The organism is Actinosynnema pretiosum (assembly GCF_002354875.1).
Classification (GTDB): domain Bacteria; phylum Actinomycetota; class Actinomycetes; order Mycobacteriales; family Pseudonocardiaceae; genus Actinosynnema; species Actinosynnema auranticum.
In genome coordinates, this window is sequence record NZ_CP023445.1 from 1,228,296 (window position 1) to 1,255,271 (window position 26,976).

The window sequence follows — 26,976 nt, forward strand, 5'->3', positions numbered from 1 at the left end:
CGACGGAGCACGCTGGTCCGGTCGGCGCAAGCTCGTGCGGGACTGATCGCTGGTAGGGGAGACGTGGCGGCAAGGGGCGAGGCGGCGAAGGTCGACGTCGAGGTGAGCACCCTCGTGGTGCCCGCCTGGAGGTTGCGCCTGCGCGCGCCGGAGTTGGCGCTGGTGCTGGGTGAGCGCGCGGTCGCTCTCGCCACCGCACGCCGCGACGAGGTCGACCGGTTGCGCGCGGAGGCCATCGTGGTCTTCGCGGGCAACCGGATGGACCGCCAGGTCCGGGTGGCCGACCGGGCCATGGACGCCCTGACGGCGGCCGAGGCCGTCCAGGACCTGGAGACGGCGTGGCGGCTGCGCGTCGAGCTGGCGGGCGGCGCCCGCTCGGTCGGCGCGCCGCTGACCGGGTTCGCGGCGGTCCGGCCGGTGCTGGAGGCGGCGGGCGTCCCGGACGGCCTGCGCGCCTCGGCGCTGGTGCAGGCCACCGAGTGCCTGGTCTCCGTGGGGCGCGGTCCCGCGCTGGCCAGGGCACTGGAGGACGCCGACCGGCTCTACCTGTCCGACGAGTCGCTCGACCACGACGTCACGCTGCTCATGCGGGGCCTGCTGCGGGTCGCCGCGGCGGGCCAGCAGCGCCGCTGGGGCGACCTGGCGGCGGCGACCGCGTCCGCGCGGGAGGGGCTCGGCCTGCTCGACGGGCTGTCCGACCCCACCTCCGACAGCGGCCAGGTCCGGGCGGCGCTGGCGTTGGAGCTGGTGTGCGCGCTCATGGACGCCGGCGAGGCCGGTGAGGCGTCCGAGGTGGGCTCGCCGCTGCTGGAGCAGCCGGTGCGGGCGCCGTCGGCGTCCGCGCTCGGCTGGTTGCGGGTGGCGCTGGCGACCAGGCTGCACCTGCCCGCGGGGCGGGTCGACCAGGCGCGGGAGCTGCTGCGCGACGCCGCCGACAGCGCACAGCGGCACCAGTTGGACACCCTCCTCGCGGAGAGCACGCTGGCGCTGGCCCACGTGCACGAGGTGTCCGGCGACCTGTCCGAGGCGCTCGTCGACCTGCGCGCGGCCCACGCGGCGGAGCGCAGGCGGGCCCGCGCCGTGTACGCGGTGCGGGCGAGGCTGGCGGCCGAGTTCTCCGGCGTGCACCGCCAGCCGTCCGGCCTGCACGACCAACTGGCAGCGCTGCTCACCGAGGACGGCCGGGCGCCCGCGCAGCAGGCGGACAGCCAGCTCACCCCGGAGGCCAAGCAGCAGCTCCGCCAGTGGCGCCCCGGCCAGCCGGGTCGTCCCGAGGCGGTCAAGGGCAAGCGGGCGGGCGCGAGGCGCGCCGCCGAGGACATGACGGTGGACGGCCTGTCGGCGGCACGCGCCCACGCGGCCGACCGCTGGCGCCTGGTCTCCCCGTTCGGGGACACGGCGAAGCCCGAGTCGGAGACCGGTTTCGCGGCTGCGGCTGCCGCCCAGGCGGGTGGACGCAGGCGCGCGCCCGACCCCGCGGACCCGGAGGGCGCTGGCGGCACTGGCGGCCCGGAAGGCGCCGGCGGTGCCGGCGGCGCGGCGGGCTCGCGCAGGGGCCCCTCGGAGCCGAAGTCGGTGGCGGACATCATCAGCCACCTCCCCTTCCTCAACCGCGCCCGGCGCCCCGACGGCGCGGGAGGCGCGCTCCCGCCCGGAGCAGGGGCTTCACCGGGAACCGGAGCAGTGATCGGGACCGGAGCGGGTGGTGCGACCGCGTCCGGAGCGGGCACGGGTGGTGCGACCGCGTCCGGGACGGCTGCGGGTGGTGCGACCGGGGCCGGGATGGGCGCGGGGCGCGCGTCCGGTGCTGGGGCCGATTCGACCGCGCTCGGTGCCGGGGCGGGGAGCAGCGGCGCCGCCGATTCCGGGGCGGGGAGTTCGGACGAGGCCGGGGCGGGTCGTGCGGCCGTGTCCGGGTGGGACCCGGCGGGTGCGCGCGGGGGCGGTGGTGGGCACTCCGCTCAGCACTCGGCCGAGCACTACGTGACCCCGGTGCACGGGTCCGGGCAGTCGACGCCGGGGTACCACCCGGCTCAGCCGGGCGCGTCCCGGCACAGCGCGCCGGAGAGCGGGTCGGGGCGGTCGCAGGTCGAGTCAGCCGGTGGTGTCGAGCCGCAGGCCGCTCCCGCGTCGTACCTGGCCGCAGGATCTGACTCGGCCGCAGCGCCGCACTCGGCGACAGCGTCCTACCCGACCGCAGCGCAGCACTCGGCGGCAGCGTCGTCCCCGGCAGCAGCGCCTTACCCGGCGGCAGGGTCGAACTCGGCGGCAGGGTCGAACTCGGTCGCCGGGGTTGGGCAGGGCGAGGGCGCTCGGGTCGGGCGGTCCCGGCACGGGCAGGGCGAGGGCGAGGAGTCGACCGCCGCCCAGGTGGCCGCGCTCAAGGCCATGATGGCCCAGGCCGCCGCCACCAGGGACGGGACGGCCGACTCCGCTGCCGCGCACGCCGCCGCCCAGGCCGCGATCGCGGCCCGGATCGCCGCGCACTTCGCCGGTGAGGAGAACGGCGAGGCGTGGCAGGGGCCGGTTGAGCCTGCCGTGAGCGAGCCGGTTTCCGCGGGGGAGCCTGCCGCGGGGGAGCCTGTGACCGGTGGTTGGTCGTCCGAGGGCGAGCAGGCCGCGGGCGGGCGGTCGTCGGCGGGGGAGCCGGTCGTCGGTGGGCAGTCGTCCGGGGTCGAGCAGTTCGCGGACTCCTGGCGGTCCGCCGTGCAGGCCGGGTGGCCCAAGGCCGCGCCCGACGAGCAGGGCGGGCTCGAGGACGAGGCGGGTGGGCTCGAGGACCTCGACGACGACCTCGGGCTCCCCGACATCAGCCACCTCCCCGCGCCGGTGCTGAACCTGCCGTTCAGCTCGTCCGCTCCTGGGTCCGCGTTCGGCGGCGGCGGGGTTGTGGGGCGGGCTCGGGAGTCGCGGGGTGAGGTGGTGCCCGCTGCCGAGCAGACGGTGTTGATCCCCCCGATCCGGATCGAGCCCGACTCCCCGCAGGAGCAACCCGCTGCCTCGACCGGCACGTCCCCGGTCGACCCGGCGGACACCGCCTCCGGGAGCGCAGGCCCCGCGCGCCGGGCTTCCCGCGCCGGTTCCGCGCGGTCCGACTCGGCACAGTCCGACTCGACACAGTCCGACTCGACACAGTCCGACTCGGCGCGGTCGGACTCGGCGCGGTCCGGTTCCGCAGCGGGTGAAGGGGACTCCGCCGGGGAGCGGTCCGTGTCGGCGGCCGGGTTGATCGCCGCCTCCGGGGCCGTGCGCAGCGGGCGGCGCAGGGCCGCTCGGGAGGCGTCCGAGGACGGCGGGGACGGTGTGGCGCCCGAGGGGTCCGGGGTGCTGGAGAACTTGAAGGCCGCCGGGCTGCTCGGCGGGCGTCGGCGGGCCGGTGGGCGGAGGCGGGCTGCGGCTGACGACGGTGGTGACGACGGCGGTGACGACGGTCGAGCGCGAGCTGGGACGGAGGCTTCGGTGCCCCCTGCTGACGAGGTTCCCTGGCGGGTCGAGGTGCCCGCGCGCTTCCGCGAGGAAGCCGCTGACCAGGGCGCTGAACGATTCGCCGACAAGCACGACCGGGCCGTGGACATGTTCGACTCGCCGACCATGGTCCAGCCCGTCGTGGGCGTGGACGGGCTGCCGGTGGACGAACCGTCCGGGCTCGGTGTCGCGTTCGCCAAAGGACCGCTGATCCCGACGGCCCGCGTCCCCGAGGGGTACGGGCACGACCCCAAGCGGGACGAGTTCCCCGGCGACCCGCGACCCAGGTCCGCCAGCGATCCCAGGAAGCCGCTCGGCGCACCCGATCCCTTCCCCGTCAGCCGCACCACGGGGGAAGACCGGGGCGCGACCCCGGCTGAGCAGGGCTCGGGCGACCCAGCGACCGGTGGGCACGGCGTGCACGGCTCCGCGACCGGTTGGCACGGCGCGGGTGGCTCGGCCACCCGTGGACACAGCGCGGACGGCTCGGCCAGTGGACGTGGCGCGGACGGGTTCAGCGCGCACGGTTCTGCCACGGGCGGTTCTGCCACGGGCGGTTTTGGCGCGGACGGGTTCAGCTTGGCCGAGTGGGCGCTCGGCGGGGCCGGGTCCGGTGACGGCTCGGGTGACCGGGGGGCGGACAGCCGCACCTCGGTCGACTGGGGCGCCTCGGAGCAGGACGCCTCGGACCGGGGCGCCTCGGGCTGGGGTGCTGCGGATCGAGCTGCCCCGGATCGGGGCGCGGTCGGTCGGGACTGGCTGGCCGCCGGTTCGTCCGCTGAGCGCGGAGCCGGGAGCGACTACCTCGACGGGGTGGACGCTGGTGCCTCAGGTGGGGCCGCCGCGTTCTTCGGCGGGACGCACGCCGCCGCGAGCGAGGGGAGCGTCGAGTCCGGGAGCGCCGAGTCCGGGAGCGCGGGCAGCGCCTTCCGCGCGGAGGAGCGGTCGGGCAGGCACGGTGGCGGGGAGCGGGGCGGCGCCGGTGACGGCGGGCTGCACAACCCCGGTGACACCAGCGGCGGGCTGCCGCTGCAGGGGCGGGGTGGGCCTGAGGTCGAGCGGGGTGGTTCCGGGGTGGCCGGTGACCCCCACGGGCTCGGGGACTACTCGCTGAGCAGCGATTACGGGCTCGGGGACGAGAGCTGGTCGCGGCGGTGGGCCGACGCAGGTGGGACGGTGCCACCGGTTCCCGCGCCCGACCCGATCCCGCCCGTTCCGACGCCGGGGCCGTCTCCCGCGCCCGAGCCGATCCCGACGCCGGTTCCCGAGCCCGAGCCGCCGCTGGGCGGGGGCTCGGACAGCTCCGGGTGGTCCGGGGGCGGGTACGCCGAGTTCGACGACTGGCGTGCGCGCTTCGCCGCCGAGAACGGTGACGAGGTCTTCGGCGCAGGCAGCACCAGCAGCGCCGGCAGCACCAGCAGCGCCGGCAGCACCAGCAGCGCCGGCAGCACCAGCAGCGCCGGCTTCGGTGGCAGCGCCGACGTGAGCACCGGGTTCGGAGACCCCGCCGCCAGCGGGTTCGGCGACAGCGGCGCGGCTACCGGCAGCGGCTTCGGCGGCAGCGGGGATGACGTCGCCCGCGACAGCAGCGACGTCAGCGCGGACATCGGCGCCGGTGCCGGCACCGACGGCGACGCCACCACCGGCGCCGAGGGCGAGAAGAACCCCTTCGTCACCTCCGTCGTCGTCGGTGGGCGGACGATCGACCTGCCCGTCGTCGCCGAGCCCGGTCCCGAGCCCGAGCCCGCCCCCGGTTCGCCCAGCGCCAACCGGGCCTCCCGCAGGCCCAAGAGCGACCTCAGCCTCGCCGAGCTGCTCGCCGAGGCGCTCGTCGCCTACGAGGCCGGGCGGCGGGAGGACGAGGAGGAGCAGCGGGCCAGGGCCGAGGGCAACGAGAGCACCGGGATCATCACGCGGCTGGACGACCTGGGGCCGTCCGAAAGGTGAGACGAATTCTTTGAGGTTTTAATAAGGTTCCAGGTTTCCTGCCGGTGACCAGTGCGAGTCCGGTAAATGACTTCGCTGGTCCCGGTTTTCCGTGCTTTGCCCAGGGAACCCCGTGCTCTTGCCCCGGAAGCCGCTGATCGATCAGGTGAACGATCCAGCTCGTGAAAAACGCGGGTCCCGCCTGCGCAGTTCCGAGTGTCTGGTTAAGTGGTGCGCAGACCCGGCACACAGAGGTGCCGGATAGCGTGGAGTCGCCTGAACATGACCTCGACTGGATTCCCGACCCGTTCCGAGCGCGCCGCCCACGCCGCGGGTGGTGCCGCGCGTGCGGCCAGTCCTGAACACACCCGAGACGAATTGATCGGCAGAGCCGCCGAGAACGCGCCCGAGCTCGCCGAGCTGATCCGCCTCTACTACCGGCACGTGCCCGCCGAGGAAGTCAACGACGACGACCCGGCCGACCTGCTGGGCGCGGTGCGCTCCAACCACCGGCTCGCCGAGAGCCGCGTGGCGGGCCGCCCCACGGTGCGGGTGCTCAACCCCACCAGGGAGCGGGACGGCTGGCAGTGCCCCGCGACCGTCGTGCAGATCGTCACCGACGACATGCCCCACCTGGTGGACTCGGTCGCCTCCGAGCTCACCCGCAACGGCGTGCAGGTGCAGCGCGTGATCCACCCGATCGTCGTGGTGCGCCGCGACCAGGCCGACGGCTCCCTCGTGGAGGTGCTGCCCGCCGCCGACCCGGCCGACCCGCCGCAGGGCGCCGCCGCCGAGTCGTGGATGCACATCGAGGTCGACCTGCTCACCGACGCCGACCGGGCGCACGAGCTGGAAGCCGGGCTGCGCTCCGTGCTCAACGACGTCCGCGAGGTCGTCGAGGACACCGACCGCATGGTCACCACCGCCCGCGAGCTGGCCAAGTCCCTGCGCGGCGACGGCCTCCCGCTGCCCGAGCACGAGGTGCAGGACGGCGCGCGGCTGCTGGAGTGGCTGGCCGACGAGCACTTCACGTTCCTCGGCTACCGCCGCTACGAGGTCGTCCGCGACGGCGGCGAGCCGGTCCTGCGCCCCTCGGGCGAGGCCGGCCTCGGCGTGCTGCGCCAGGACAGCCCCGCCGCGCACGCCCTCACCGCCGGGCCCGACGCCGGAACGCCCACCCCGGAGCTGCTGGTCCTCACCCAGGCCAGCGCCCAGGCCAGCGTGCACCGCTCGGTCTACCCGTACTACGTGGGCGTGCGGACCTTCGACGCCGAGGGCCGCGTCGACGGCGAGCACCGCTTCCTCGGCGTGCTGTCCACGACCGCGCTGCACGAGGACGTCCTGGACATCCCCGTCATCGAGCGCCGCGTCCGCGACGTCATCCACAGCGCGGGCTTCCCGCTGCACTCGTACTCGGGCCAGCGGATGCTCGAGGTCATCCAGAACTACCCGCGCACCGAGCTGTTCTCGGTGAACGCCGAGACGCTGCACCTCACCGTCACGGGCGTCATCGCGCTCGCCGAGCGCCGCCGCCTCCGGCTGTTCCTGCGCCGCGACCCGTACGGCCGCTTCTACTCCTGCCTGGTCTACCTGCCGCGCGACCGCTACACCACCACCTCGCGGCTGGCCATGCAGGAGGTGCTGATCGACGAGCTGGGCGGCGTCAACCTGGAGTACAGCGCCCGCATCGGCGAGTCCGCGCTGGCCCGCGTGCACTTCACCGTGCACACCGACCCGGCCGCCGACCAGGGCGCCGCCCCGGACACCACCCACATCCAGCAGCGCCTCGCCGAGGCCGTGCGCTCCTGGGACGACCGCATGGTCGAGGCGGTGCTGGCCGAGACCGCCCGCTCGAACGAGCTGGGCGCCGAGTCGGCGGGCGAGCAGGGCCAGCGGATCGCGGGCGCGTTCCCCGAGGCCTACAAGGAGGACTTCACCGCCCCCGAGGGCCTCGGCGACTTCCGCCGCATCGAGGCGCTGGGCCAGGGCGACCTGGACATGGTGTTCTACGTGCCGCGCGACGCCGAGCCGGGCGAGCGGCGGTTCAAGCTGTTCCTCGCGGGCGCCCGCGTCACCCTGTCCGACGTGCTGCCGATGCTCCAGCGCATGGGCGTGGTCGTGGTCGACGAGCGGCCGTACGACCTGGTGCGCGACGACGGCGTCGAGTGCTGGATCTACGACTTCGGCCTGCGCCTGGACCCGGCCACCCTGGAGAAGCTCACCGACGAGGACCTCGACTCGGTGCGCGTCCGCTTCCAGGACGCGTTCGCGGCGGCGTGGCGCGGCGAGTCCGAGGTCGACGGCTTCAACACCCTGGTGCTGCGCGGCGGCCTGACCTGGCAGCAGGCGGCCATGCTGCGCGCGTACGCCAAGTACCTGCGCCAGGCCGGCGTGTCCTACAGCCAGGACTACATCGAGGACGCCGTCCTCGGGCACACCGAGGTCGCCACCGCGCTGGTCGAGCTGTTCGAGACCCGCTTCGACCCCGAGCTGGACGCCTCCTCCCGGACCGAGCGCACCGACCGCCTGTCCGCCCGGATCACCGAGCTGATCGACGACGTCACCAGCCTGGACGCCGACCGCATCCTGCGCAGCCTGCTCACCCTGGTGCTGGCGACCCTGCGGACCAACTACTTCGTCCGCGACGCCGACGGCGCGCCCCGCCCGTACCTGGCGGTCAAGCTCAACCCGAGGGCCATCCCGGAGCTGCCGCAGCCCCGCCCCCGGTTCGAGATCTTCGTGTACTCGCCGCGGATCGAGGGCGTGCACCTGAGGTTCGGGCCGGTCGCGCGCGGCGGGCTGCGCTGGTCCGACCGGCGCGAGGACTTCCGCACCGAGGTGCTGGGCCTGGTCAAGGCGCAGGCGGTGAAGAACGCGGTGATCGTCCCGGTCGGCGCGAAGGGCGGCTTCGTGGTGAAGCGCCCGCCCGTCCCCAGCGGTGATCCCGGCCTGGACCGCGAGGCGTTCCTGGCCGAGGGCATCGCCTGCTACCGCCAGTTCATCTCCGGCCTGCTCGACCTGACCGACAACCTCAAGGCGGGCGTCACCGTCCCCGCCCCGCAGGTGGTGCGGCACGACGGCGACGACAGCTACCTCGTCGTGGCCGCCGACAAGGGCACCGCGTCGTTCTCCGACATCGCCAACGAGGTGTCCCGCTCCTACGGCTTCTGGCTCGGCGACGCGTTCGCCTCCGGCGGCTCGGTCGGCTACGACCACAAGGCCATGGGCATCACCGCCAAGGGCGCCTGGGAGAGCGTGAAGCGGCACTTCCGGGAGATGGGCACCAACACCCAGACCGACGAGTTCACCGTCGTCGGCGTCGGCGACATGTCCGGCGACGTGTTCGGCAACGGGATGCTGCTGTCCGAGCACATCCGGCTGGTCGCCGCGTTCGACCACCGGCACGTCTTCCTGGACCCGAACCCGGTGGCCGCGACCTCGTTCGCCGAGCGCTCCCGGCTGTTCGCGCTGCCGCGCTCCTCGTGGGACGACTACGACCGGTCGCTGATCAGCGAGGGCGGCGGCGTGTTCCCGCGCACCGCCAAGTCGATCCCGGTCAGCGAGCAGGTCAGGGTCGCGCTGGGCCTTCCCGAGGGCACCGTGAAGCTGTCCCCGCAGGAGCTGATGCGGGCGGTGCTGGTCGCCCCGGTCGACCTGCTGTGGAACGGCGGCATCGGCACCTACGTGAAGTCCTCCACCGAGTCGCACGGCGACGTCGGCGACAAGGCCAACGACGCGATCCGGGTCAACGGCCGCGACCTGCGGGTCAAGGTCGTCGGCGAGGGCGGCAACCTGGGCCTGACCCAGCGCGGTCGCATCGAGTTCGCCCGCACCGGCGGCAAGGTCAACACCGACGCGCTGGACAACTCGGCGGGCGTCGACTGCTCCGACCACGAGGTCAACATCAAGATCCTGCTGGACGAGCTGGTCAGGCAGGGCGCGCTGGACGCCGGGCAGCGCAACGAGCTGCTGGGCGAGATGACCGACGAGGTCGGGCAGCTGGTGCTGGCCGACAACTACTCGCAGAACGCGGTGCTGGGCGTCAGCCGGGCGCACGCGGCCCCGATGCTGTCCGTGCACGCCCGCCTGGTCACCGACCTGGAGTCGCGCGGCGTGCTCGACCGGGGCCTGGAGGCGCTGCCGAGCCAGGCCGAGTTCAAGGCGCTGGAGAAGGCGGGCGAGGGTCTGACGTCGCCGGAGCTGGCGACGCTGCTCGCGCACGTGAAGCTGGCGCTGAAGGAGGAGGTGCTGGCCAGCGACCTGCCGACGATGGACTCGGCGGCGCGCAAGCTGCCCGACTACTTCCCCAGCCAGCTGCGGGCCCGCTTCGGCGACGCCATCCCGGACCACCCGCTCAGCCGGGAGATCATCACCACCGTCCTGGTCAACGAGGTCGTGGACGGCGGCGGCATCTCCTACGCGTTCCGGCTGGCCGAGGAGATGAGCGCGTCGACCACCGACGCGGTGCGCGCGTACACGGCGGTCACCTCGATCTACGACCTGCCGTCGCTGTGGCGCAGCATCCGCGAGCTGGACAACGCGGTGCCCAGCGAGGTCCTGGACGACATGCTGCTGGAGACCCGGCGGCTGCTGGACCGCGCGTCCCGCTGGCTGCTGACCAACCGGCCGCAGCCGCTGGCGATCAGCGCCGCGATCTCCCGGTTCCGGGGCGTGGTCGAGCGGATCACGCCGAGGATGGTGGACCTGGTCAAGGGCCGCGAGCAGGAGTCGGTGCTGGCCAACGTCGACCGGCTGGTCGGCCACGGCGTGCCGCAGGAGCTGGCGACGCGGGTCTCCACGCTGCTGTTCACCTACGGGCTGCTGGACGTCACCGAGATCGCCGAGCTGGCCGAGCACGAGGACCTGGGCGCGTCGGCGGGCGCCGAGCGCAGCCACGAGGAGACCGCCGAGCTGTACTTCGCGATGTCCGACCACCTGGACATCGACCGGATGCTCAGCTCGGTGTCCTCGCTGGAGCGGGAGAACCGCTGGCACGCGCTGGCCAGGCTCGCGCTGCGGGACGACTTCTACTCGTCGCTGCGGGCGATCACGGTGGACGTGCTGCGCACCTCCGACCCGGAGGACAGCGGCGAGCAGAAGATCGCCGCGTGGGAGCAGGCCAACGCGTCCCGGCTCGGCCGGGCGCGGGCGGCGCTGGAGGAGATCAACCGGGCGAACCGGCTCGACCTGGCGACGCTGTCGGTGGCGGCGCGGCAGGTGCGGAGCATGGTGCGCTGACGGGCGGTGGGATGACGGGGGGCGGTTGGCCTGCGCCAACCGCCCCCGCGCGGCCCGGCCGTGCGAGACCGGCTGTGAGGCACGGGGGCGGGGAGTCGTGCGACTCCCCGCCCCCGCGCTCCCCGCTCCCGGACTCCGGCTAGTTCCGCCAGGTGTCGTTCAGGGTCGCGGGCGCGGTCGCGGTGCGGTTCGCGCCGCTCTCCCACGTCACCGTCCCGTTCGCCTCCTTGCGGATGTACTTGTAGGCGAACTGCGTCCCGCCCGGCAGCGACACCGAGGCCTTCCACAGCGGGTACGAGGCCGAGGACAGCGCCACCGCCCGCGCCGGGTCCCAGCCGCCCAGCGAGGCGTGGTCGCCCACCACGAAGATGTTCTGCCCCATGACCGTGGTCGCGTTCACCGAGAACGCCGCCGCGCCCGTGCCGGGGTTCGACCCGTTGCCCATGGCGCCCACGTGCAGCGCGATCGCCTCACCGGCGTTCACCGTCGCGGTGAACTGCCCGGCGGAGTTGACCACGTGCGTGGCCGTGCAGCCGTCCCGCTGCACGTCGCAGTAGGTGCCCGCGGGCAGCGAGGTCTGGAACGTCCGCGACACCGCCGAGGACTCCCGGTTGACCACGGCGTAGCCCTTGTCGCCCCGGCCGAACGCGATGGCGTTGCGACCGTTGTCCCACCAGTTCGTCACGGCCGTGCCGGAGGTGGTGTTGCGGAAGCCGACCATGTTCGCGATCTGCGGCCACCGGTGCTGGCACTCCCAGCCGCTGCTGTAGCACTCGCCGGGCGCGGGCGGGCCCTGGTCCTTGTTCGAGAACTCGTAGCCCGAGTACACCTGCGGCGAGCCGTACGGCCAGGCCAGCATGAACACGTTCGCCAGGGTGTAGTTCGAGCCGTCCTTGTAGGACAGCGTCGACCCGTTGCGCTCGGTGTCCCAGTTGTCCACGAACGAGCGCGCCTGCCCGCTCGGCAGGTGCCCCCAGCCCTCGCCGAAGTTCTTCAGGTAGGCCAGGTTCTCGCTGGTGAACACGCGCTTCAGGTCGTAGGCGTAGCGGAACTCGTCGACGTCGCCCGAGCCGGTGTACTCGCCGGGCTGCACCGCCTCGCCCGCGCCGTAGATGACCTCGTGCACCCAGAACGCGTCGCGCTTGGTCAGCTTCGCCTTGATCGCGGACAGGTCGGCGGCGGGCATGTGCTTGGCCGCGTCGATCCGGAAGCCGTCCACGCCCATCGACAGCAGGGTGTTCAGGTACTCCGCGATCTCGCTGCGGACGTACTCGCTGCCGGTGTTCAGGTCCGACAGGCCGCTGAGCTCGCAGTTCTGGACGTTGTCCCGGTTGCGGTAGTCGTTGATGTCGGTGCGGCAGGTGTGGAAGTCCTGGTCGCCGTAGTGACCGGGGTAGGTGTACTTCGTGTACTGGGTGCCGCCGGTCCCGGTGCCCGAGCCCGCCGACATGTGGTTGATCACCGCGTCGGCGACGACCTTCACGCCCGCGTTGTGGCAGGTGGTGATCATGTTCCGGAACTGGGCCTCGCTGCCGAGCCGACCGGCGATCCGGTAGCTGACCGGCTGGTACGAGGTCCACCAGGTCCCGCCCTGGATGTGCTCGGTGGCGGGGGAGACCTCGACGTAGCCGTAGCCCTTGGGGCCGAGGGTGCTCGTGCACTCGGCGGCGACCCGGTCGAAGGTCCACTGGAACAGGGTCGCGGTCACGGTCTTGGCGCCGGGCGGGGTGGCGGTGGCCGTGGGCGGGGTCGAGGTCAGCTGGGTCGCCCCGGCGGCGACCACGCCGGCTATCAGCGCTCCGGCGGCGAACAGGGCGATCTTCCGTGCAGGGGGTGCCACGGTGGCTCCTCTGGTGCAGGGGTGTTGTGCAGGGATGTGTCCAGGTCTTACCAGTTGCGTAAATTGCTGAAAACCGCTGCAACCTCTTTCGCGCGCTGCGCCGAACGGGTGGCAGTTGGTCGGGACGGCCCCAGCGGTGGTTGCGAGCGCCCCAGCGCGCCGGTCGTAAAGTCACCCGTGTGACAGCGCGGCTGAGTGACATCGCGTCCCAGGCAGGCGTCAGCGAGGCCACGGTCAGCCGGGTGGTGAACGGCAAGGCGGGCGTGTCGCCCACGACCAGGCAAGCGGTCGTCGCCGCCATGGACGTGCTCGGCTACGAGCGCCCGCCGAGGCTGCGCCAGCGCACCCACGGGCTGGTGGGACTGATCATCCCGGAGCTGACCAACCCGATCTTCCCGGTGTTCGCCCAGGTCATCGAGCAGGTGCTGACCAGGGAGGGCTACACGCCAGTGCTGTGCACGCAGACGCCGGGCGGTTCGTCGGAGGACCAGCTGACGGAACTGCTGGTCGACCGGGGGGTGACCGGGATCGTGTTCGTGTCCGGTCTCCACGCGGACACAACAGCCGACCCCGACCGCTACGTCAAGCTCGCCGGTCGCGGTGTGCCGTTCGTCATGGTCAACGGGTTCACCGAGCACGTGTCCGCGCCGTTCGTCTCGGTGGACTACCGCGCCGCCGCCAGGCTGGCCGTCTCGCACCTGCTGGAGCTGGGCCACGAGCGGGTCGGGCTGGCCGTGGGACCGCCCCGGTACGTGCCGACGCAGCGGCTCGCCGAGGGCTTCGCGGCGGCCTTCCCGGCAGGCGCCGCGACCGGTCCGGTGGAGCACTCGCTGTTCACCGTCGAGGGCGGGCAGGCCGCCGCCGACGCCCTGCTCGACCGGGGCTGCACGGCGATCGTGTGCGGCAGCGACCTGATGGCGTTCGGCGCGATCCGGGCCGCGCGGGGCCGCGGCCTGCGGGTTCCCGGAGACGTGTCGGTGGTCGGCTTCGACGACTCGCCGCTGATCGGGTTCGCCGACCCGCCGCTGACCACGCTGCGCCAGCCGGTGGAGGCCATGGGCCAGGCCGCCGTGCACGCGCTGCTGGAGGAGGTCGCGGGCACGCCCGCGCCGCACGCCGAGTTCGTGTTCCAGCCCGAGCTGGTGGTGCGCGGCTCGACCGCCGCCCGCCGGAGGCGACCTGCGGGGGAGTGACCCGCGCGTCACCTCCGGGCGAAGTGAAAACCGTTCATGACGGCCCGCTTAACCTGGACGCGGCACGTCGATAGGGTTTCGGCAAGGCGACTAAGCGGGAGGCGCGTTCAACTTGGGTGTGTTCGTCACCGGCGTCCGTCCGAGGTGGTCCGACATGGACGCGTACGGGCACGTCAACCACGCCAACACGGTCACTCTGCTGGAGGAGGCCCGCGTCGACCTGCTGTTCACCGAGGCCGTCCGGCTGGGGGTCCCCGACCTCCGCGAGGGCGTCGTGGTGGCCAAGCTCGTCGTCGAGTACCTGCAACCGCTGCTGTTCAGCGGTGACGAGGTGGTCGTGGAGATGTCGGTCCGCGAGCTCAAGTCCGCGTCCTTCACCCTCGACTACGCGGTCAGGGGCAGCCGCAGGCCGGACAGCCCGGTCGTCGCCAGGGCCGAGACCCTGATGGTGCCCTACAACGTCGCGGCGGGCCGCCCCCGCCGACTGTCCGAAGCCGAGCGCGACTTCCTCGCCGGGTGGCGCGCCGGAACGCCCGGAGGTGCCGGTGCCTGAGCTCGTCTTCAGCGACCCCAGCGAGCGCGACGACCTGGGGGCGTTCGTCGCCCGCGCGGTCCGCCTCGACCAGCAGGTGGTCGTCCGATTGCGCAACCGGCCGTCGGGCGAGCGCGTCGACGCCTGGGTGGCCACCCCGTTCGACACCCTCGCCACCCGCACCGTCGCGGGCCGCGTCGACCCCGGCGACGTCACCGTCTCCGGCAGCGACCTGCTCACCGGGCTCGCGGTCCTGCGCGGCGACACCGTCGACGCCGGTCCCGCCAAGGACCTGATGTGGCGCTCGGCCCTGCCGCCCCTGGAGGGCTGGCAGCGCGTCGACCTGCTGCCCGGCGCCGTGGTGACCGAGCTGGCCGACCAGGGCGTCGCGCTGGCCAGGGAGAACACCGGCCCGCACGGCACCCCGCCCGCCTCGCTGCTGGACCAGACCGTGCTGACCGTCTCCGGCTCCGGCCTGGACGTGAAGGTGCCGCTGCGCTGCCTGTTCGCGCTGTCCGGCATGGGCTTCCTCGGCGGCGACGACGTCCGGGTCACCGCCACCGACTCGTGGCTGCGCATCGACGCCCGCTTCGGCGCGGTGGTCCGGCGCAGGCACTCCATGCTCCCGCTGCTGGTGTGAGGACGAGGGCCGGGTGGTGGGCGACCACCCGGCCCTCGAGGGCTCAAGTCCTCAGACCAGCCACACCGCGGTGTCCGGCGGCAGCTGGTCGCCGTCCATCGGCCCGCTGGAGAGCAGGACCTCGCCGGGCGGCAGCGGCACCGGCGCGCCCGAGGTGTTCAGGGCGCAGATCAGCCCCCCGCCCTTGCGGCGGAACGCGAAGCAGCCAGGGGGCGCCCCGTACCACTCCAGCTCGGTCCCCGACATCCCCTCGGTGGACTTCCGCAGCTCCAGCGCCTGCCGGTACAGCGACAGCATCGAGTCCGGGTCCTCCAGCTGGCGCTCGGCGGTCAGCCCGGCCCACTCGTCCGGCTGCGGCAGCCACGACCCCTGCCCGGAGGAGAACCCGAACGGCGGGGCCGAGCCCTCCCACGGCAGCGGGACGCGGCACCCGTCGCGGCCCCGGTCGGTGTGCCCGGAGCGCACCCACGTCGGGTCCTGGAGCGCCCAGTCCGGCAGCTCCACATTCGGCAGGCCCAGCTCCTCGCCGTTGTACAGGTAGACCACGCCCGGCAGCGCGAGCTGCACCAGCGCCATCGCCCGCGCCCGCTGCGCGCCCAGCGCGCCGCCCCCGTACCGGGTCACGTGCCGCACCACGTCGTGGTTGGACAGCGTCCAGGTCGGCGGGGTGCCGGTCGGCGCCACGGCGGCCAGCGAGTGCTCGATCGCCGCGCGCACCTGCTCGGCCTCGAACCCGGCCTGCGCCAGGCGGAAGTTGAACCCCAGGTGCAGCTCGTCCGGCCGCACGTAGCGGGCGAACCGGTCGTCGCCCTGCACCCAGATCTCGCCCACGGCCATCCGGCCGGGGTAGGAGTCGATCACCTTCCGGATCATCCGGTGGTGCTCGTGCACGCCGTCGTCGTCGAACCTCGGGTCGAGCGCGTTGTCGTGCAGCACGCCGGACGCCTGCTCGGCGCGCACGTCCATGTCCGGCAGGCCGTGCGGCTTGGCCATGCCGTGCGCGACGTCGATCCGGAACCCGTCGACGCCCCGGTCCAGCCAGAACCGCAGGGTCCGCGCCAGGTCGGCGGGCACCTCGGGGTTGTCCCAGTTCAGGTCCGGCTGCTCCGGCGCGAACAGGTGCAGGTACCACTGCCCGTCCGCGACCCGCGTCCACGCCGGGCCGCCGAAGATGCTGGTCCAGTTGTTCGGCGGCTGCGACCCGTCGAAGCCCCGCCCGTCCCGGAAGAGGTACCGGTCCCGCTCGGGGCTGCCCGGCGCGGCCCGCAGCGCGGCCTGGAACCACTCGTGCCGGTCGCTGCTGTGGTTCGGCACCAGGTCGACGGTGATCTTCATGTTGTGCTCGTGGGCCTCGGCGACCAGCCGGTCGAACGCGGCCAGGTCGCCGAACAGCGGGTCGACGTCGCGCGGGTCCGCGACGTCGTAGCCGTGGTCGGCCATCGGGGAGGTGTAGAACGGCGTGAGCCACAGGGCGTCGACGCCCAGCAGTTCGAGGTAGCCGAGCCGGGAGCGGATGCCGTCCAGATCACCGACCCCGTCGCCGTTCGAGTCGGCGAACGAGCGGACGTAGACCTGGTAGAAGACGGCGTCGTGCCACCAGGCTGACTCGTCGGCCTGCTCGGGGCTGAGGTCGGAGGAACGTCGCACGAGGGTTCATCCTGCCATTCGGTGTGGTCTGCCAAGACCCGGTCGGGGGAGTGCCTGCGGCGCGGTCGGGCCACCGCTCAGCCCCAGGTGTTGACCAGGCTGTTCGCGGCCATCTCCAGGTACCCCCACAGCTGCTCCCGCTGCTGCGGCGTGAGGTCGGCCTCGTCCACGCCCGCCTTCGCGCAGCGCAGCCAGGCGTCCCGCTCCCTCGGCCCGATCTCGAACGGCATGTGCCGCATCCGCAACCGGGGGTGGCCCCTGCGCTCGGAGTAGGTGTGCGGGCCGCCCCAGTACTGCATCAGGAAGAGCCGGAACCGCTCCTCGGCGGGCCCCAGGTCCTCCTCCGGGTACATCGGCCGCAGCACCTCGTCCTTGGCGACCTCCTCGTAGAAGCGGGCGACGATGCGGCGGAACGTCTCGTACCCGCCCACCGCTTCGTAGAAGTTCTCCGGCGTGGTCACGCGTCCATCCTGACTGACCGCCGCCCGCGACCGCGCACGGGGGCGGGCATCAGGACTTCTTGATCACGGGCGTCGGCGTGCCGTAGTTGCGGGTCGGGGCGGGCGTCACCGAGGGGGCCGTCGCGGCGGCCGGGCTCAGCGAGATGCCCTGGTCCTCCAGCGCGGGCATCAGCTTCGCCCGCAGCGCCCGCTGCACCGCCCACTGGCGGCCCGGCCGCACCTTCGTCGTCACCCGGATGGTCAGGCCCTCGGGGGTGACCTTCTCCACGCCGAGCACGTCCGGCTTCGCGATCACGTCGTTCGACAGCGGCTCGGACTCGGTCGCCTCGGCCGCCGCCTTGGCCAGGATCTCGGTGACGTCGGCCAGGTTCGCGCCGTACGCCAGCGGCAGGTCCACCACCGCCACGGCGAAGCCCTGCGAGGAGTTGCCCACCCGCAGGATCTCGCCGTTGCGCACGTACCAGACGGTGCCGTTGGTGTCCCGGATCGTGGTGATCCGCAGGCCGACGCTCTCCACCGTGCCGGTGGCCGGGCCGAGGTCGACCACGTCGCCCACGCCGTACTGGTCCTCCAGCATCATGAACATGCCGGACAGGAAGTCCTTCACCAGGTTCTGGGCGCCGAAGCCGATCGCGACGCCCAGGATGCCCGCGGAGGTCAGGATCGGCGCGACGTTCATGCCCAGCTCGGTGAGCACCTGGATGAACGCCACGCCGAACACGACCATCGTGACGACGGACTTGAGGACCGAGCCGATGGTGCGGGCGCGCTGCTCGCGGCGCTCGGACACCAGGGCGCTCAGCGCCTGCGGGGCCCGCTCGCGCAGCGGGCGCAGCAGCCGGGGCCTGCGGCCCTTCTCGGTCCCGCCCACGGTGAGCCGGTCGATCAGCCGCCGCAGCAGGAACCGGACGATCACGGCGATCAGCACCGTGAGCGCGATCCGGATCGCGCCCTCGGCGAGCTTCGGGCCGTTCTCCACCCACCAGTCCACGGCCAACGTCGACTTCACGTCGTCCACGACCTCCACCTGCGAATCCTCCCTAGTGCCTCACGTCTCGGCGCCCGCGGCCGCGCGGCTCACAGCTCCAGGCCCGTCGCCCACGCCAGGAACGACACCTGGTCCGCGGCCAGCGCGACCGACCTGCTCACCGACCGGCCCGCGTGGCCGACCTCGGTCTCCCTGCGGATCAGCACCGGGTGCTTGACCGGATCGCTCGCGGTGGCCGCCTGGAGGGCGGCGCACATCTTGCGGGCGTGGTTGGGGTCGACCCGGCTGTCCGACTCGAACACCGTGAACAGCACCGAAGGGTACTCAACGCCGGGTGCGACCCGGTGGTACGGAGAGTAGGACAGCAGCCACCCCAGCTCCTCCGGGACGGCGGCGCTGCCGTACTCCTCGGCCCACAGCCTGCCCAGCAGGAACCGCTCGTACCGGACCATGTCGAGCAGCGGGGCCGAGCAGACCACCGCCGCGTACAGCTCCGGCCGCTGGGTCAGCGCGGCGCCGACCAGCAGTCCGCCGTTGGACCCACCCATGATCGCCAGCTGCTGCGGGGTCGTCCACCCCTGTCCCACCAGGTGCTCGGCGGCGGCGTGGAAGTCGTCGAACACGTTCTGCTTGCGCTCGCGCCTGCCCGCGCGGTGCCACTCCTCGCCCTCCTCGTCGCCGCCGCGCAGCGACACGTGCGCCCACACCCCGCCCGCCTCGGCCCAGGCCAGCGCGGTCGAGGCGTAGCCGGGGCCCCGGCCGACGGCGAAGCCGCCGTAGCCGGTGACCAGGGCGGGCCTCGGCAGGTCGGGCTCGGCCGAGCCCGAGACCAGGAACATCCGCACGGTCGTGCCGTCCTGGGAGGTGAACTCGACCTGCCGGGTGGTCACGTCCGGCAACCGCACCGAACCGGGGTTGGGGGTGTCCAGGACGGTCTCGCCGGTGGAGATCGAGAAGCGGTGCACGGACACCGGCGTGGCGAAGTCGGTCCAGCCGAACCACAGCCGGTCGTCGTCCGGGTCGGTGAGCGCGTCGGTGGTGGACCAGCCGTGCACCGAGCCCGTGCCCGGCGTCGGGATCTCGCGCACGTGCGCCCCGGACGCGTCGTGCAAGTGCAGCTCGGACACCGCGTGCCGGGTGCGCAGCAGCACCAGCGAGCCCGCCAGCAGGCCCGCGCCCTCCAGCACCGAGTCCTGCTGCTCGGGCACCAGCTCGGTCCAGTCCTCGGGCGCGCCGGGGTCGGCCGGGTCGGTGACGCACAGCCGGAACCTCGGGGCGCCCAGGCTCGTGGTCAGGTACAGCCTGCCGTCGCGGGCCACCGACGCGCCGGTCCGCGCGCCCGCGTCGGCGGTGATCACCGGGCGCAGGCCGCCGCCGGACGGCGCGTCGGACGCGGCGCCGTCACCTCCAGCCAGGTCCGCGATCCACACCGAGTTGTGCTGCACCGTGCCCGCCGCGCCGCTGACCACCAGCCAGCGGCCGTCCGCCGACACCGACAGGCCGTAGTAGTAGGTGTGGTCCAGCTCGTCGCCGTGCACGTTCGCGTCGGTCGACGGGTCGGCGCCCACCCGGTGCCGCCACACCCTGCGGTGGAACAGCCGCTCGTCCTCCGGCACCAGCTCGGGGGCGAGCTGCCGCACGTAGAAGAACTCCTCGCCGCCGGGCAGCCAGCCCACGGGGGAGTAGCGGCAGCGGTCGATCGGGCCCTCGACCAGCTCGCCGGTGTCCACGTCCAGCACGTGCAGCAGCGAGTGCTCGTCGCCGCCCACCGACACCTGGTAGGCCAGCCGGGTCCCCTCGCGGGAGGGCGACCAGCTGTCCAGGGTCGTCGCGCCGGTCGGGTCCAGCGCCACCGGGTCGAGCAGCACCCGCTCGGAGCCGTCCGGCTCGCGCACGCGCAGCACGGCGTGGTCCTGGTCGGGGTCGCGGCGGGTGAAGAACGCGCGGCCCGCCCGCCACGTCGGCGCGCCGACCGACCCGGTGCGGCTCAGCTCGGTCAGCCGCGCGGCCAGCGCCTCGCGGCCGGGCAGCGCGCCCAGCCAGGACGCCGTCAGCCCGTCCTGCGCGGCGGACCAGCGCTCGGTCTCGGGGTCGGTCGGGTCCTCCAGCCAGCGGTACGGGTCGGCGACCCGGTGCCCGTGCAGGTCCTCGACGAGGTCCAGCCGGGTGGCCGGTGGGTACGCGGTCGTCGCGGGCAGCGTCGCGGCACTGTGCTCGGTCACCCCGCCGAGCGTAGCCCCGCCGTTGAAAACGATCGCCGTTAGGCGGCGGCGCGTCGGCGATTCGGCCTTGGGTGGACGACAGGTCGCATATCACAGGTGATTTTTGGGGGTGAAGTGTGGTCTGCTAGGCGCAGAACCGGTGGAGGTGGTCGCGTGCCAGACCGACAACCCACCCCGATCGGCGCCCTGGTGAACGCCGGGATCGCGCCGCCGGCCCCGTCCGGCCAAAAACAGCCAGGTGTGCACGCTGTGGTCGACGGGGAGGGGACGGGTTCGGCGGTCAAGCCGATCTTGTTCCCCTGGGGTAGACGCAAGGTGCTGCTGCTCAACACGACCTTCGAGCCCCTGACCGCGCTGCCGCTGCGCCGCGCCGTCGTGCTCGTGGTCTGCGGCAAGGCCGAGGTGGTGCACGGGGACCCGGACGGGACCGTGCTGCACTCCTCGACGGCCGAGGTGCTCGTGCCCTCGGTGATCAGGCTGAGCAACCACGTCCGGGTGCCCTACCGCGGGCGCGTGCCGCTGACCAGGGCGGGGCTGATGCACCGCGACCGGTACCGGTGCGCCTACTGCGGCGGTCGGGCCGAGACGATCGACCACGTCGTGCCGAGGAGCCGGGGCGGCCCCCACACGTGGACCAACTGCGTGGCGTGCTGCGCCAAGTGCAACCACCGCAAGGCCGACAAGCTGCTGTCGGAGCTGGGGTGGCGGTTGCGCGTGGTGCCCGCCGCGCCGAGGGGGCCGCACTGGCGGCTGCTGGCCGGGGTGACCGACGCCGATCCCCAGTGGCTCCCCTACCTGGGGGAGCCCGCGGCCTAGGGCCTGCCGGGGACCCCCGTCACGCGGCGAGCGCGGTGATGCGCACGCTGTCGTCCTGCCGCGCCGTGGTGCGGGCGCTGTCGTCCTCGCGCGCGGTGATCCGGACGCTGTCGTCGTGCGCGGTGATGCGCACGGAGTCGTCGGCGGTGATGCGGACCGAGTCGTCGGCCGCCGTGATGCGCACGCTGTCGTCGTGCCGTGCCGTGATGCGCACGGAGTCGTCCGCCGCCGTGATGCGGACCGAGTCGTCCTGCCCGGCGGTGATGCGGACGCTGCCGTCCTGCCGCGCGGTGATCCGCACGCTGTCGTCACGCCCCGTGATCCGCACGCTCCCGCTCGCCGTGATGCGCACACTCTCGTCCGCACTGGTGCGGAGACCGCCCCGAGCGCCCCCGAGGCCCCTGGTGGCGACCGCGGCGCGCGCGCTGTCCAGGCAGGTGATCCGGACGGAGTCGGCGGCCGTGATGCGGACGGAGTCGTCGACCGCGTCGCGGGCGGGTTCGGCGGACTCCGCCACCCGCCGAGTGGCGGTAACGGATTGCGTCCAGTGGGTGTCCGGCAAAAGGGTGACAACTACAGCCTGGGCGGACTCCGAGGTGTACATGCCGTGCCTTCCCTGGCTCAACGTGTGGGATTTGCCAACCTGGCGCAGAACCGCAAGGTCCGTACAGGTGAAAAGTTAGAAGGCTTGGCCGGGAAGGACAAGACGCCAAACCGGCACCCGTCCGCACCCGTCCGGCGGCAGGCCGTCCGGCCGTGCGGACTGCTGCTCCCGGCCGGGCGCGCTGGGCTGAACGGCTGACGGGGCTCGCGGGGGGCGGTGCGCGCGTTCACACTCGCGCCACCCCCGGTGGTGCCCGCTGACCAGCGAAGGGGCGCTCGCCCCCGATCGGACGGCGCGCGGCTGATCGGTTACGGTAGCGGCCGTGACCATCGTGGAGACCGTTCTCGTCTTCGCGCTGATCCCGCTGGCCATCTTCGGCGTGATCGCGCTACTGACGCTGAGGCGGAAGACGACCCGCGTCCAGCGCTACCGGCCGGGCCAGGAGTGGACCCACCCGCCGGTCTGGTGGAGCGCGAACGCGGGGCAGCGGGCGACCAGCGCCGGGACCGCTCCGGCGGCAGGCGGCACGGCAAGGGGAGGCGCTCGTGGGAGCTGGTGAGGTGGCCCGCCCCGTCGTCGACCCGGCGGACCTGAAGCCCGGTGAGGCGATCACCGGCAGCGGCCGGATCTCCGCCGCGCGGATGCACGAGTCCGAGGGCCCGAGCCTGCCGTTCACGCCGGTGCAGCTCGCCGCCATGGACGACGCCCTGACCCTGGCCAGCCGCACCACCGGCCTGGACTTCAGCGTCTACCTCGGCGAGCTGGGCGGCAAGGAGAGCCGGGTGAAGGCCGAGCAGCTGCACGCCGCGACCCCGAGGCCCGCGCACGCCGTGCTGGTCGCGGTGTCGCCCGGCGAGCGCGTGGTCGAGGTCGTCACCGGCGAGGAGGCGCACCGCAGGCTCGCCGACCGGGGCGCGAAGCTCGCGGTCATGAGCATGATCGCCTCCTTCAAGGAGGGCGACCTGTCCGGCGGCATCGTCGGCGGCCTGCGGATGCTGACCGACCAGGCGGGCCGGCCGCGCCCGTAGCGGGACCCCGAAGACCCGAGAGCCCCGGTGGACACCGTCCACCGGGGCTCTCGCGCGACCACACCCGTTCCGCGGAGCGGAGCGGTGACTGCGCAGGGGCGCTTCCCCCCCCCGCGCAGTCAGGCCTCCGCTTCCAGGAGTGTCACGACTCCAGGAGTGTCACGACCGGTCGAACTCCTGCGCCGCCAGCGCGCGCACGATCCCGGCGCGCCCCTCCGACACCAGGCGCCGCAGCGCGGGCGGGCGCTCCTGCGCCAGCCACTCGTCCGAGGCCGCCACCGTCTCCGGCGTGATCGACCACGACGGGTACAGCCCCACGACCACGGACTGCGCCCGCTCGCTGGACCGCCGCTCCCACACGTCCGCCACGTCCCGGAAGTACCGGGCCGCGTACGGCGCCAGCAGCTCCTTCTGCGCCGGGTGCTGGATGCCGAACACGATCGCCTCGCTCACCGCGTTCGGCAGCGCGTCGTCGTTCACCGCCCGGTCCCAGGCCTCGTCCTTCGCCTCCACCGTCGGCCGCATCGCGCGTGCCGACTGCGCCCGCCGGTGCCCGGTCGAGGTGGGGTCGCGCTCCTCCTCGGCCGCGATCTCCTCGGCCCCGGCCGCGCCGTGCGCCACCAGCGCCTGGAGCAGCCGCCACCGCAGGTCGGTGTCCACGTCGAGCCCGGCCAGCGGCGCGGAGCCGTCCAGCCAGCCCTTCAGCACCGCCAGGGCCTCCTCGCCCAGCACCGACCCGGTGAGCGCGTTGACGAACGCCAGCTGGTGGTCCGAGCCCGGCTCCGCGGTCCGCGCCAGGTCCAGGGTGGTGGCGGTGAACCGCGACCAGCCCTCCGCGCGCCACGACGCGTCCGCGTAGGACGACAGCGCGGTCTGCGCCTGGAGCAGCAGCCGCTGCACCACGCCCACCTCGGACTCCGAGCCCAGCCCGCCCAGCACCAGGTTCACGAAGTCGCGGGCCTTCAGCTCGGCCTCGCGGGTCATCTCCCACGCGGCCGACCAGCACAGGGTGCGCGGCAGCGGCTCGGCGATGTCGGAGATCCGGTCGACCAGCGTCGCCAGCGAGTCCGGGTCCAGCCGCATCGTGCAGTAGGTGAGGTCGTCGTCGTTGACCAGCACCAGCTTGCCCCGGTGCACGCCGACCAGCTCGGGCACGTCCGTGCTCTCGCCGGACACGTCCAGCTCGACCCGGTGCTTGCGCACCAGCTTGCCGCCCTCCTCGTCGTACACGCCGACGGCCAGCCGGTGCGTGCGCAGCTCGCCCGCGCCCGGCCGGGCCCCGCCCTGCACGACGGCGAACTCGGTGAACCGGCCCTCGGCGTCCACGGAGTACTTGGGGCGCAGCAGGTTCAGGCCGGTGGTCTCCAGCCACTGCGCGCTCCACCAGGACAGGTCGCGGCCGGAGGCCTCCTCCAGCGCGCCCAGCAGGTCGGCCAGCGTGGCGTTGCCCCACGAGTGCTTGGCGAAGTAGACCCGCAGGCCCGCCAGGAAGTTCTCCAGGCCCACGTACGCCACCAGCTGCTTGAGCACCGAGGCGCCCTTGGCGTAGGTGATGCCGTCGAAGTTGACCTCGACCGCCTGCACGTCCGGGATGTCCGCGGCCACCGGGTGCGTGGACGGGAGCTGGTCCTGCCGGTACGCCCAGGACTTCTCGATCTTCGCGAACGTGGTCCAGGCGTGCTTGTACTCGGTCGCGCCCGCCTGCGCCAGCACCGACGCCCAGGTGGCGAACGACTCGTTCAGCCACAGGTCGTCCCACCAGCGCATGGTGACCAGGTCGCCGAACCACATGTGCGCCATCTCGTGCAGCACGGTCTCGGCGCGGCGCTCGTACAGGTAGCGCGTCACCCGGCTGCGGAAGACGTAGTCCTCCAGGAAGGTGACGCAGCCCGCGTTCTCCATCGCGCCCGCGTTGAACTCGGGCACGAAGCACTGGTCGTACTTCCCGAACGGGTACTTCACGCCGAACGCCTCGTGGAAGAACCCGAAGCCCTGCTTGGTCTCGGTGAACAGCCGCTCGTGGTCCATGTGCGCGGCCAGCGAGGCGCGGCAGTAGATGCCGAGCGGGATCGTGGTCTCGCCGTCGGTGAACTCGTCGCGCCACTCGGCGTACGGTCCGGCGACCATCGCCACCAGGTAGGTGGACATGGGCTTCGTGGTCCCGAAGACGTGCCTCGCGGCCCCGCCCTCGCCCTCCGAGGTGGACTCGATCGCCGCGTTCGACACCACCTTCCAGTGCGCGGGCGCCTGCACGGTGATGTCGTAGACGGCCTTGAGGTCCGGCTGGTCGAAGCAGGTGAACATGCGCTTCGCGTCGGCCGTCTCGAACTGCGAGTACAGGTAGACCTCGCCGTCGACGGGGTCGACGAACCGGTGCAGGCCCTCGCCGGTGTTCATGTACCGGCAGTCGGCCTCGACCAGGAGCTCGTTGGTCTCGGCGAGGTCGGGCAGCGCGATGCCGTCCTCCTCGCGGTAGCCGGAGACGTCGAGCTCGACCCCGTTGAGCACCGCGCGGCGCACCGAGGCGGCCACGAGGTCGATGCGGGTGGAGGCGCCCGCCTCGCGGCTGCGGAAGGTCACCGCCGTGGTCGAGCGGAACGTCTCCGAACCCGGCTTGCCGCCTCCGTCGGTCAGGTCCAGCTCGATCCGGTAGGAGTCCACTTCCAGCAGTCCGGCGCGCTGCTGCGCCTCGTCGCGGGTGAGGTTGGGTGCCGCCACTGGTCACCTCGTCTGTCGTCGCGCGGAGCGCCGACCTCGTCGGTACGGGGAATGGTGTCGTGTTGGTGAACACGGCCTCCGCATCCAATCACGCGCGGGCGGATCAGGTGGACTCCATCGCCGGGAAGAGGACGGACGGCCGGGTGGTTGTCTGTTGACGGGGGACCGCAGTCGGGCACCCCGTCACGACCGCACCGGCAGTGAGGACAGCAGCATGTCGTCAGCAGGCAGCACCAAGGTCGACTTCTACTTCGACCCGCTCTGCCCGTTCGCGTGGATCACCTCCCGCTGGATCCTGGAGGTGGAGAAGCACCGGGACCTCGACCTCGAGTTCCACGTCATGAGCCTGTCCGTCCTCAACGAGGGCCGGGACCTCGACCCGCAGTACCGCGAGATGATGGACAAGGGCTGGGGCCCGGTCCGCGTCGCGATCGCGGCGGAGAAGGCCCACGGCAACGCGGTGCTGCGCGACCTGTACACCGCGCTGGGCACCCGCATCCACAACGAGGGCAACAAGGACTGGGACGAGGTCATCAAGCTCGCCCTGGAAGAGGTCGGGCTGCCCGCCGAGCTGGCCGCCGCCGCCACCTCCACCGAGCACGACGAGGAGCTCAGGGCCAGCCACCACCGGGGCATGGACCCGGTGGGCATGGACGTCGGCACGCCCACCATCCACATCGACGGGGTGGCGTTCTTCGGGCCCGTGCTCACGAAGATCCCGCGCGGCGAGGACGCGGTGAAGGTCTTCGACGGCGCCCGGCTGCTCGCGGGCTTCCCGGAGTTCTTCGAGCTCAAGCGCACCCGCACCGGGTCGCTCGACTTCTCCTGACGACGACCCGCCTCCGGGGGCTCGAGCCCGCGCCCCCGGAGGCGGGGACTCACCTTTCAGGGTGAAAAGTTAAGCGCTTTCCGGTCGCTGTCCGGGCACCCGCGCGGGTGAGTGCGCCCGCAGCACGCCGTCCACGAGCCGGGGCGCCACCGCGCTCGCCCCCACCCGCGCCGCCAGCTCCACGTCGGCCGCGCGCCCCGCCGCGATCAGCTCCCGGCCCGAGCCGCACCCGCGCAGCGCCACCGCCGCGTCGGTGCCCGCCCACGCCGTCGCGGCCAGCCGGGCCTCCACCGACAGCAGCCCGTCCGGCGGCGGCTCGCCCTCGCCCGCCAGCGCCTCCACCAGCCCGGCCACGACCGCGCCCGCGCCCAGCAGGTCCTCGGCGCACGGCCGCAGCGGCCCGCCCGACGCGGGAGCCCCCGAGGTCAGGTCCACGCCCCACCGCTCCCCGGCCGGGACCACCCCGATCGGCCTGCCGCCGGCCAGTTCCACCGCGGCGGCGGCCACCGCGCCCGCGTTGCGCAGGCACCCGGCCAGCACCACCGCCCCCGTCGCCCCGGCGAGCGCGCACAGCGTCGCCCCGTTGGGCGAGGCCAGCGCCACCTCCTCGCCCGGCGGGACCTCCAGCAGCGCCGAGGGCCGCAGCGCCCACCGCGACCCGGCGACCGAGTCCCGCTCGGCCCACCCCACCGGTCGCACGGAAGCCCCGCGCCCCACCGCGATGTCCACCGTGTTTCATCAACTACAGGGTGGCCTGCCGTCACAGGGAAAAGCGCCCTGTGACGGCACCGCCGTGCTGAACGACAGAACGTCGACGACCACGAGGACC

17 protein-coding genes are annotated in these 26,976 nt (G+C 73.4%); 9 read left to right on the forward strand and 8 right to left on the reverse strand.

Annotated features, from left to right (window positions below; genetic code table 11):
- The first annotated feature begins 63 nt into the window (after positions 1-63).
- On the forward strand, positions 64-5,412 hold the full coding sequence (locus CNX65_RS05615; protein WP_096491810.1) for a hypothetical protein: 5,349 nt from the start codon (positions 64-66) through the stop codon (positions 5,410-5,412).
- A 261-nt stretch (positions 5,413-5,673) separates the two neighbouring features.
- Entirely contained in the window at positions 5,674-10,629 is a 4,956-nt protein-coding gene (locus CNX65_RS05620; protein ID WP_096491811.1) for an NAD-glutamate dehydrogenase, read from the forward strand.
- Between the two features lie 139 nt (positions 10,630-10,768).
- Here the strand turns inward: CNX65_RS05620 and CNX65_RS05625 are convergent, their stop codons facing one another.
- Positions 10,769-12,469, reverse strand: coding sequence for a carbohydrate-binding module family 20 domain-containing protein (locus CNX65_RS05625; RefSeq protein WP_198320435.1), 1,701 nt, complete (start codon positions 12,467-12,469; stop codon positions 10,769-10,771).
- 179 nt (positions 12,470-12,648) lie between these two features.
- Here CNX65_RS05625 and CNX65_RS05630 point away from each other — a divergent pair, with 179 nt between their 5' ends.
- The 3 genes from CNX65_RS05630 to CNX65_RS05640 all read left to right on the forward strand — a co-directional run bounded on the left by CNX65_RS05630 (position 12,649) and on the right by CNX65_RS05640 (position 14,834).
- Positions 12,649-13,662 carry a LacI family DNA-binding transcriptional regulator gene (locus tag CNX65_RS05630; RefSeq protein ID WP_096491812.1) on the forward strand — a complete coding sequence of 338 codons (1,014 nt, stop codon included), beginning with the start codon at positions 12,649-12,651 and terminating at the stop codon, positions 13,660-13,662.
- Positions 13,663-13,774: 112 nt separating this feature from the next.
- Positions 13,775-14,215, forward strand: coding sequence for an acyl-CoA thioesterase (locus CNX65_RS05635; RefSeq protein ID WP_096491813.1), 441 nt, complete (start codon positions 13,775-13,777; stop codon positions 14,213-14,215).
- A complete protein-coding gene (locus CNX65_RS05640; protein ID WP_096497631.1) occupies positions 14,208-14,834 on the forward strand; it encodes a hypothetical protein in 627 nt (208 codons plus the stop codon). Before CNX65_RS05635 ends, CNX65_RS05640 begins: the two co-directional genes overlap by 8 nt.
- Positions 14,835-14,885: 51 nt before the next feature.
- Here the strand turns inward: CNX65_RS05640 and CNX65_RS05645 are convergent, their stop codons facing one another.
- From CNX65_RS05645 to CNX65_RS05660, 4 genes are all read right to left on the reverse strand, one after another.
- Positions 14,886-16,481, reverse strand: coding sequence for a glycoside hydrolase family 13 protein (locus tag CNX65_RS05645; protein ID WP_096491814.1), 1,596 nt, complete (start codon positions 16,479-16,481; stop codon positions 14,886-14,888).
- Positions 16,482-16,558: 77 nt separating this feature from the next.
- Positions 16,559-16,942 carry a globin gene (locus tag CNX65_RS05650; protein ID WP_012783752.1) on the reverse strand — a complete coding sequence of 128 codons (384 nt, stop codon included), beginning with the start codon at positions 16,940-16,942 and terminating at the stop codon, positions 16,559-16,561.
- Positions 16,943-16,991: 49 nt separating this feature from the next.
- The gene (locus tag CNX65_RS05655; RefSeq protein WP_096491815.1) at positions 16,992-17,969 is read right to left on the reverse strand and encodes a mechanosensitive ion channel family protein; all 978 of its coding nucleotides are present in this window, start codon (positions 17,967-17,969) and stop codon (positions 16,992-16,994) included.
- 50 nt (positions 17,970-18,019) lie between these two features.
- Positions 18,020-20,152: a prolyl oligopeptidase family serine peptidase gene (locus tag CNX65_RS05660; RefSeq protein WP_096491816.1), complete on the reverse strand. Its 2,133-nt coding sequence runs from the start codon at positions 20,150-20,152 to the stop codon at positions 18,020-18,022.
- A gap of 153 nt (positions 20,153-20,305) precedes the next feature.
- Here CNX65_RS05660 and CNX65_RS05665 point away from each other — a divergent pair, with 153 nt between their 5' ends.
- On the forward strand, positions 20,306-20,968 hold the full coding sequence (locus CNX65_RS05665; protein ID WP_373565522.1) for an HNH endonuclease: 663 nt from the start codon (positions 20,306-20,308) through the stop codon (positions 20,966-20,968).
- A 19-nt stretch (positions 20,969-20,987) separates the two neighbouring features.
- Here CNX65_RS05665 and CNX65_RS05670 read toward each other — a convergent pair whose 3' ends face one another.
- Positions 20,988-21,485, reverse strand: a complete 498-nt coding sequence (locus CNX65_RS05670; protein ID WP_096491817.1) for a DUF2345 domain-containing protein — start codon at positions 21,483-21,485, stop codon at positions 20,988-20,990.
- A gap of 409 nt (positions 21,486-21,894) precedes the next feature.
- Between CNX65_RS05670 and ctaJ the strand changes: the two genes are divergently transcribed.
- A complete protein-coding gene (ctaJ, locus tag CNX65_RS05675; RefSeq protein ID WP_096491818.1) occupies positions 21,895-22,131 on the forward strand; it encodes an aa3-type cytochrome oxidase subunit CtaJ in 237 nt (78 codons plus the stop codon).
- Positions 22,118-22,600 carry a DUF5130 family protein gene (locus tag CNX65_RS05680; RefSeq protein WP_096491819.1) on the forward strand — a complete coding sequence of 161 codons (483 nt, stop codon included), beginning with the start codon at positions 22,118-22,120 and terminating at the stop codon, positions 22,598-22,600. Before ctaJ ends, CNX65_RS05680 begins: the two co-directional genes overlap by 14 nt.
- 159 nt (positions 22,601-22,759) lie before the next feature.
- Here CNX65_RS05680 and pepN read toward each other — a convergent pair whose 3' ends face one another.
- Positions 22,760-25,318, reverse strand: coding sequence for an aminopeptidase N (gene pepN, locus CNX65_RS05685; protein ID WP_096491820.1), 2,559 nt, complete (start codon positions 25,316-25,318; stop codon positions 22,760-22,762).
- A gap of 214 nt (positions 25,319-25,532) precedes the next feature.
- Here pepN and CNX65_RS05690 point away from each other — a divergent pair, with 214 nt between their 5' ends.
- Complete coding sequence (locus CNX65_RS05690) at positions 25,533-26,147, forward strand: mycothiol-dependent nitroreductase Rv2466c family protein (RefSeq protein WP_096491821.1); 615 nt, start codon at positions 25,533-25,535, stop codon at positions 26,145-26,147.
- 69 nt (positions 26,148-26,216) lie between these two features.
- Here the strand turns inward: CNX65_RS05690 and CNX65_RS05695 are convergent, their stop codons facing one another.
- The gene (locus CNX65_RS05695) at positions 26,217-26,876 is read right to left on the reverse strand and encodes a 2-phosphosulfolactate phosphatase (protein ID WP_309142029.1); all 660 of its coding nucleotides are present in this window, start codon (positions 26,874-26,876) and stop codon (positions 26,217-26,219) included.
- Positions 26,877-26,976 lie beyond the last annotated feature (100 nt).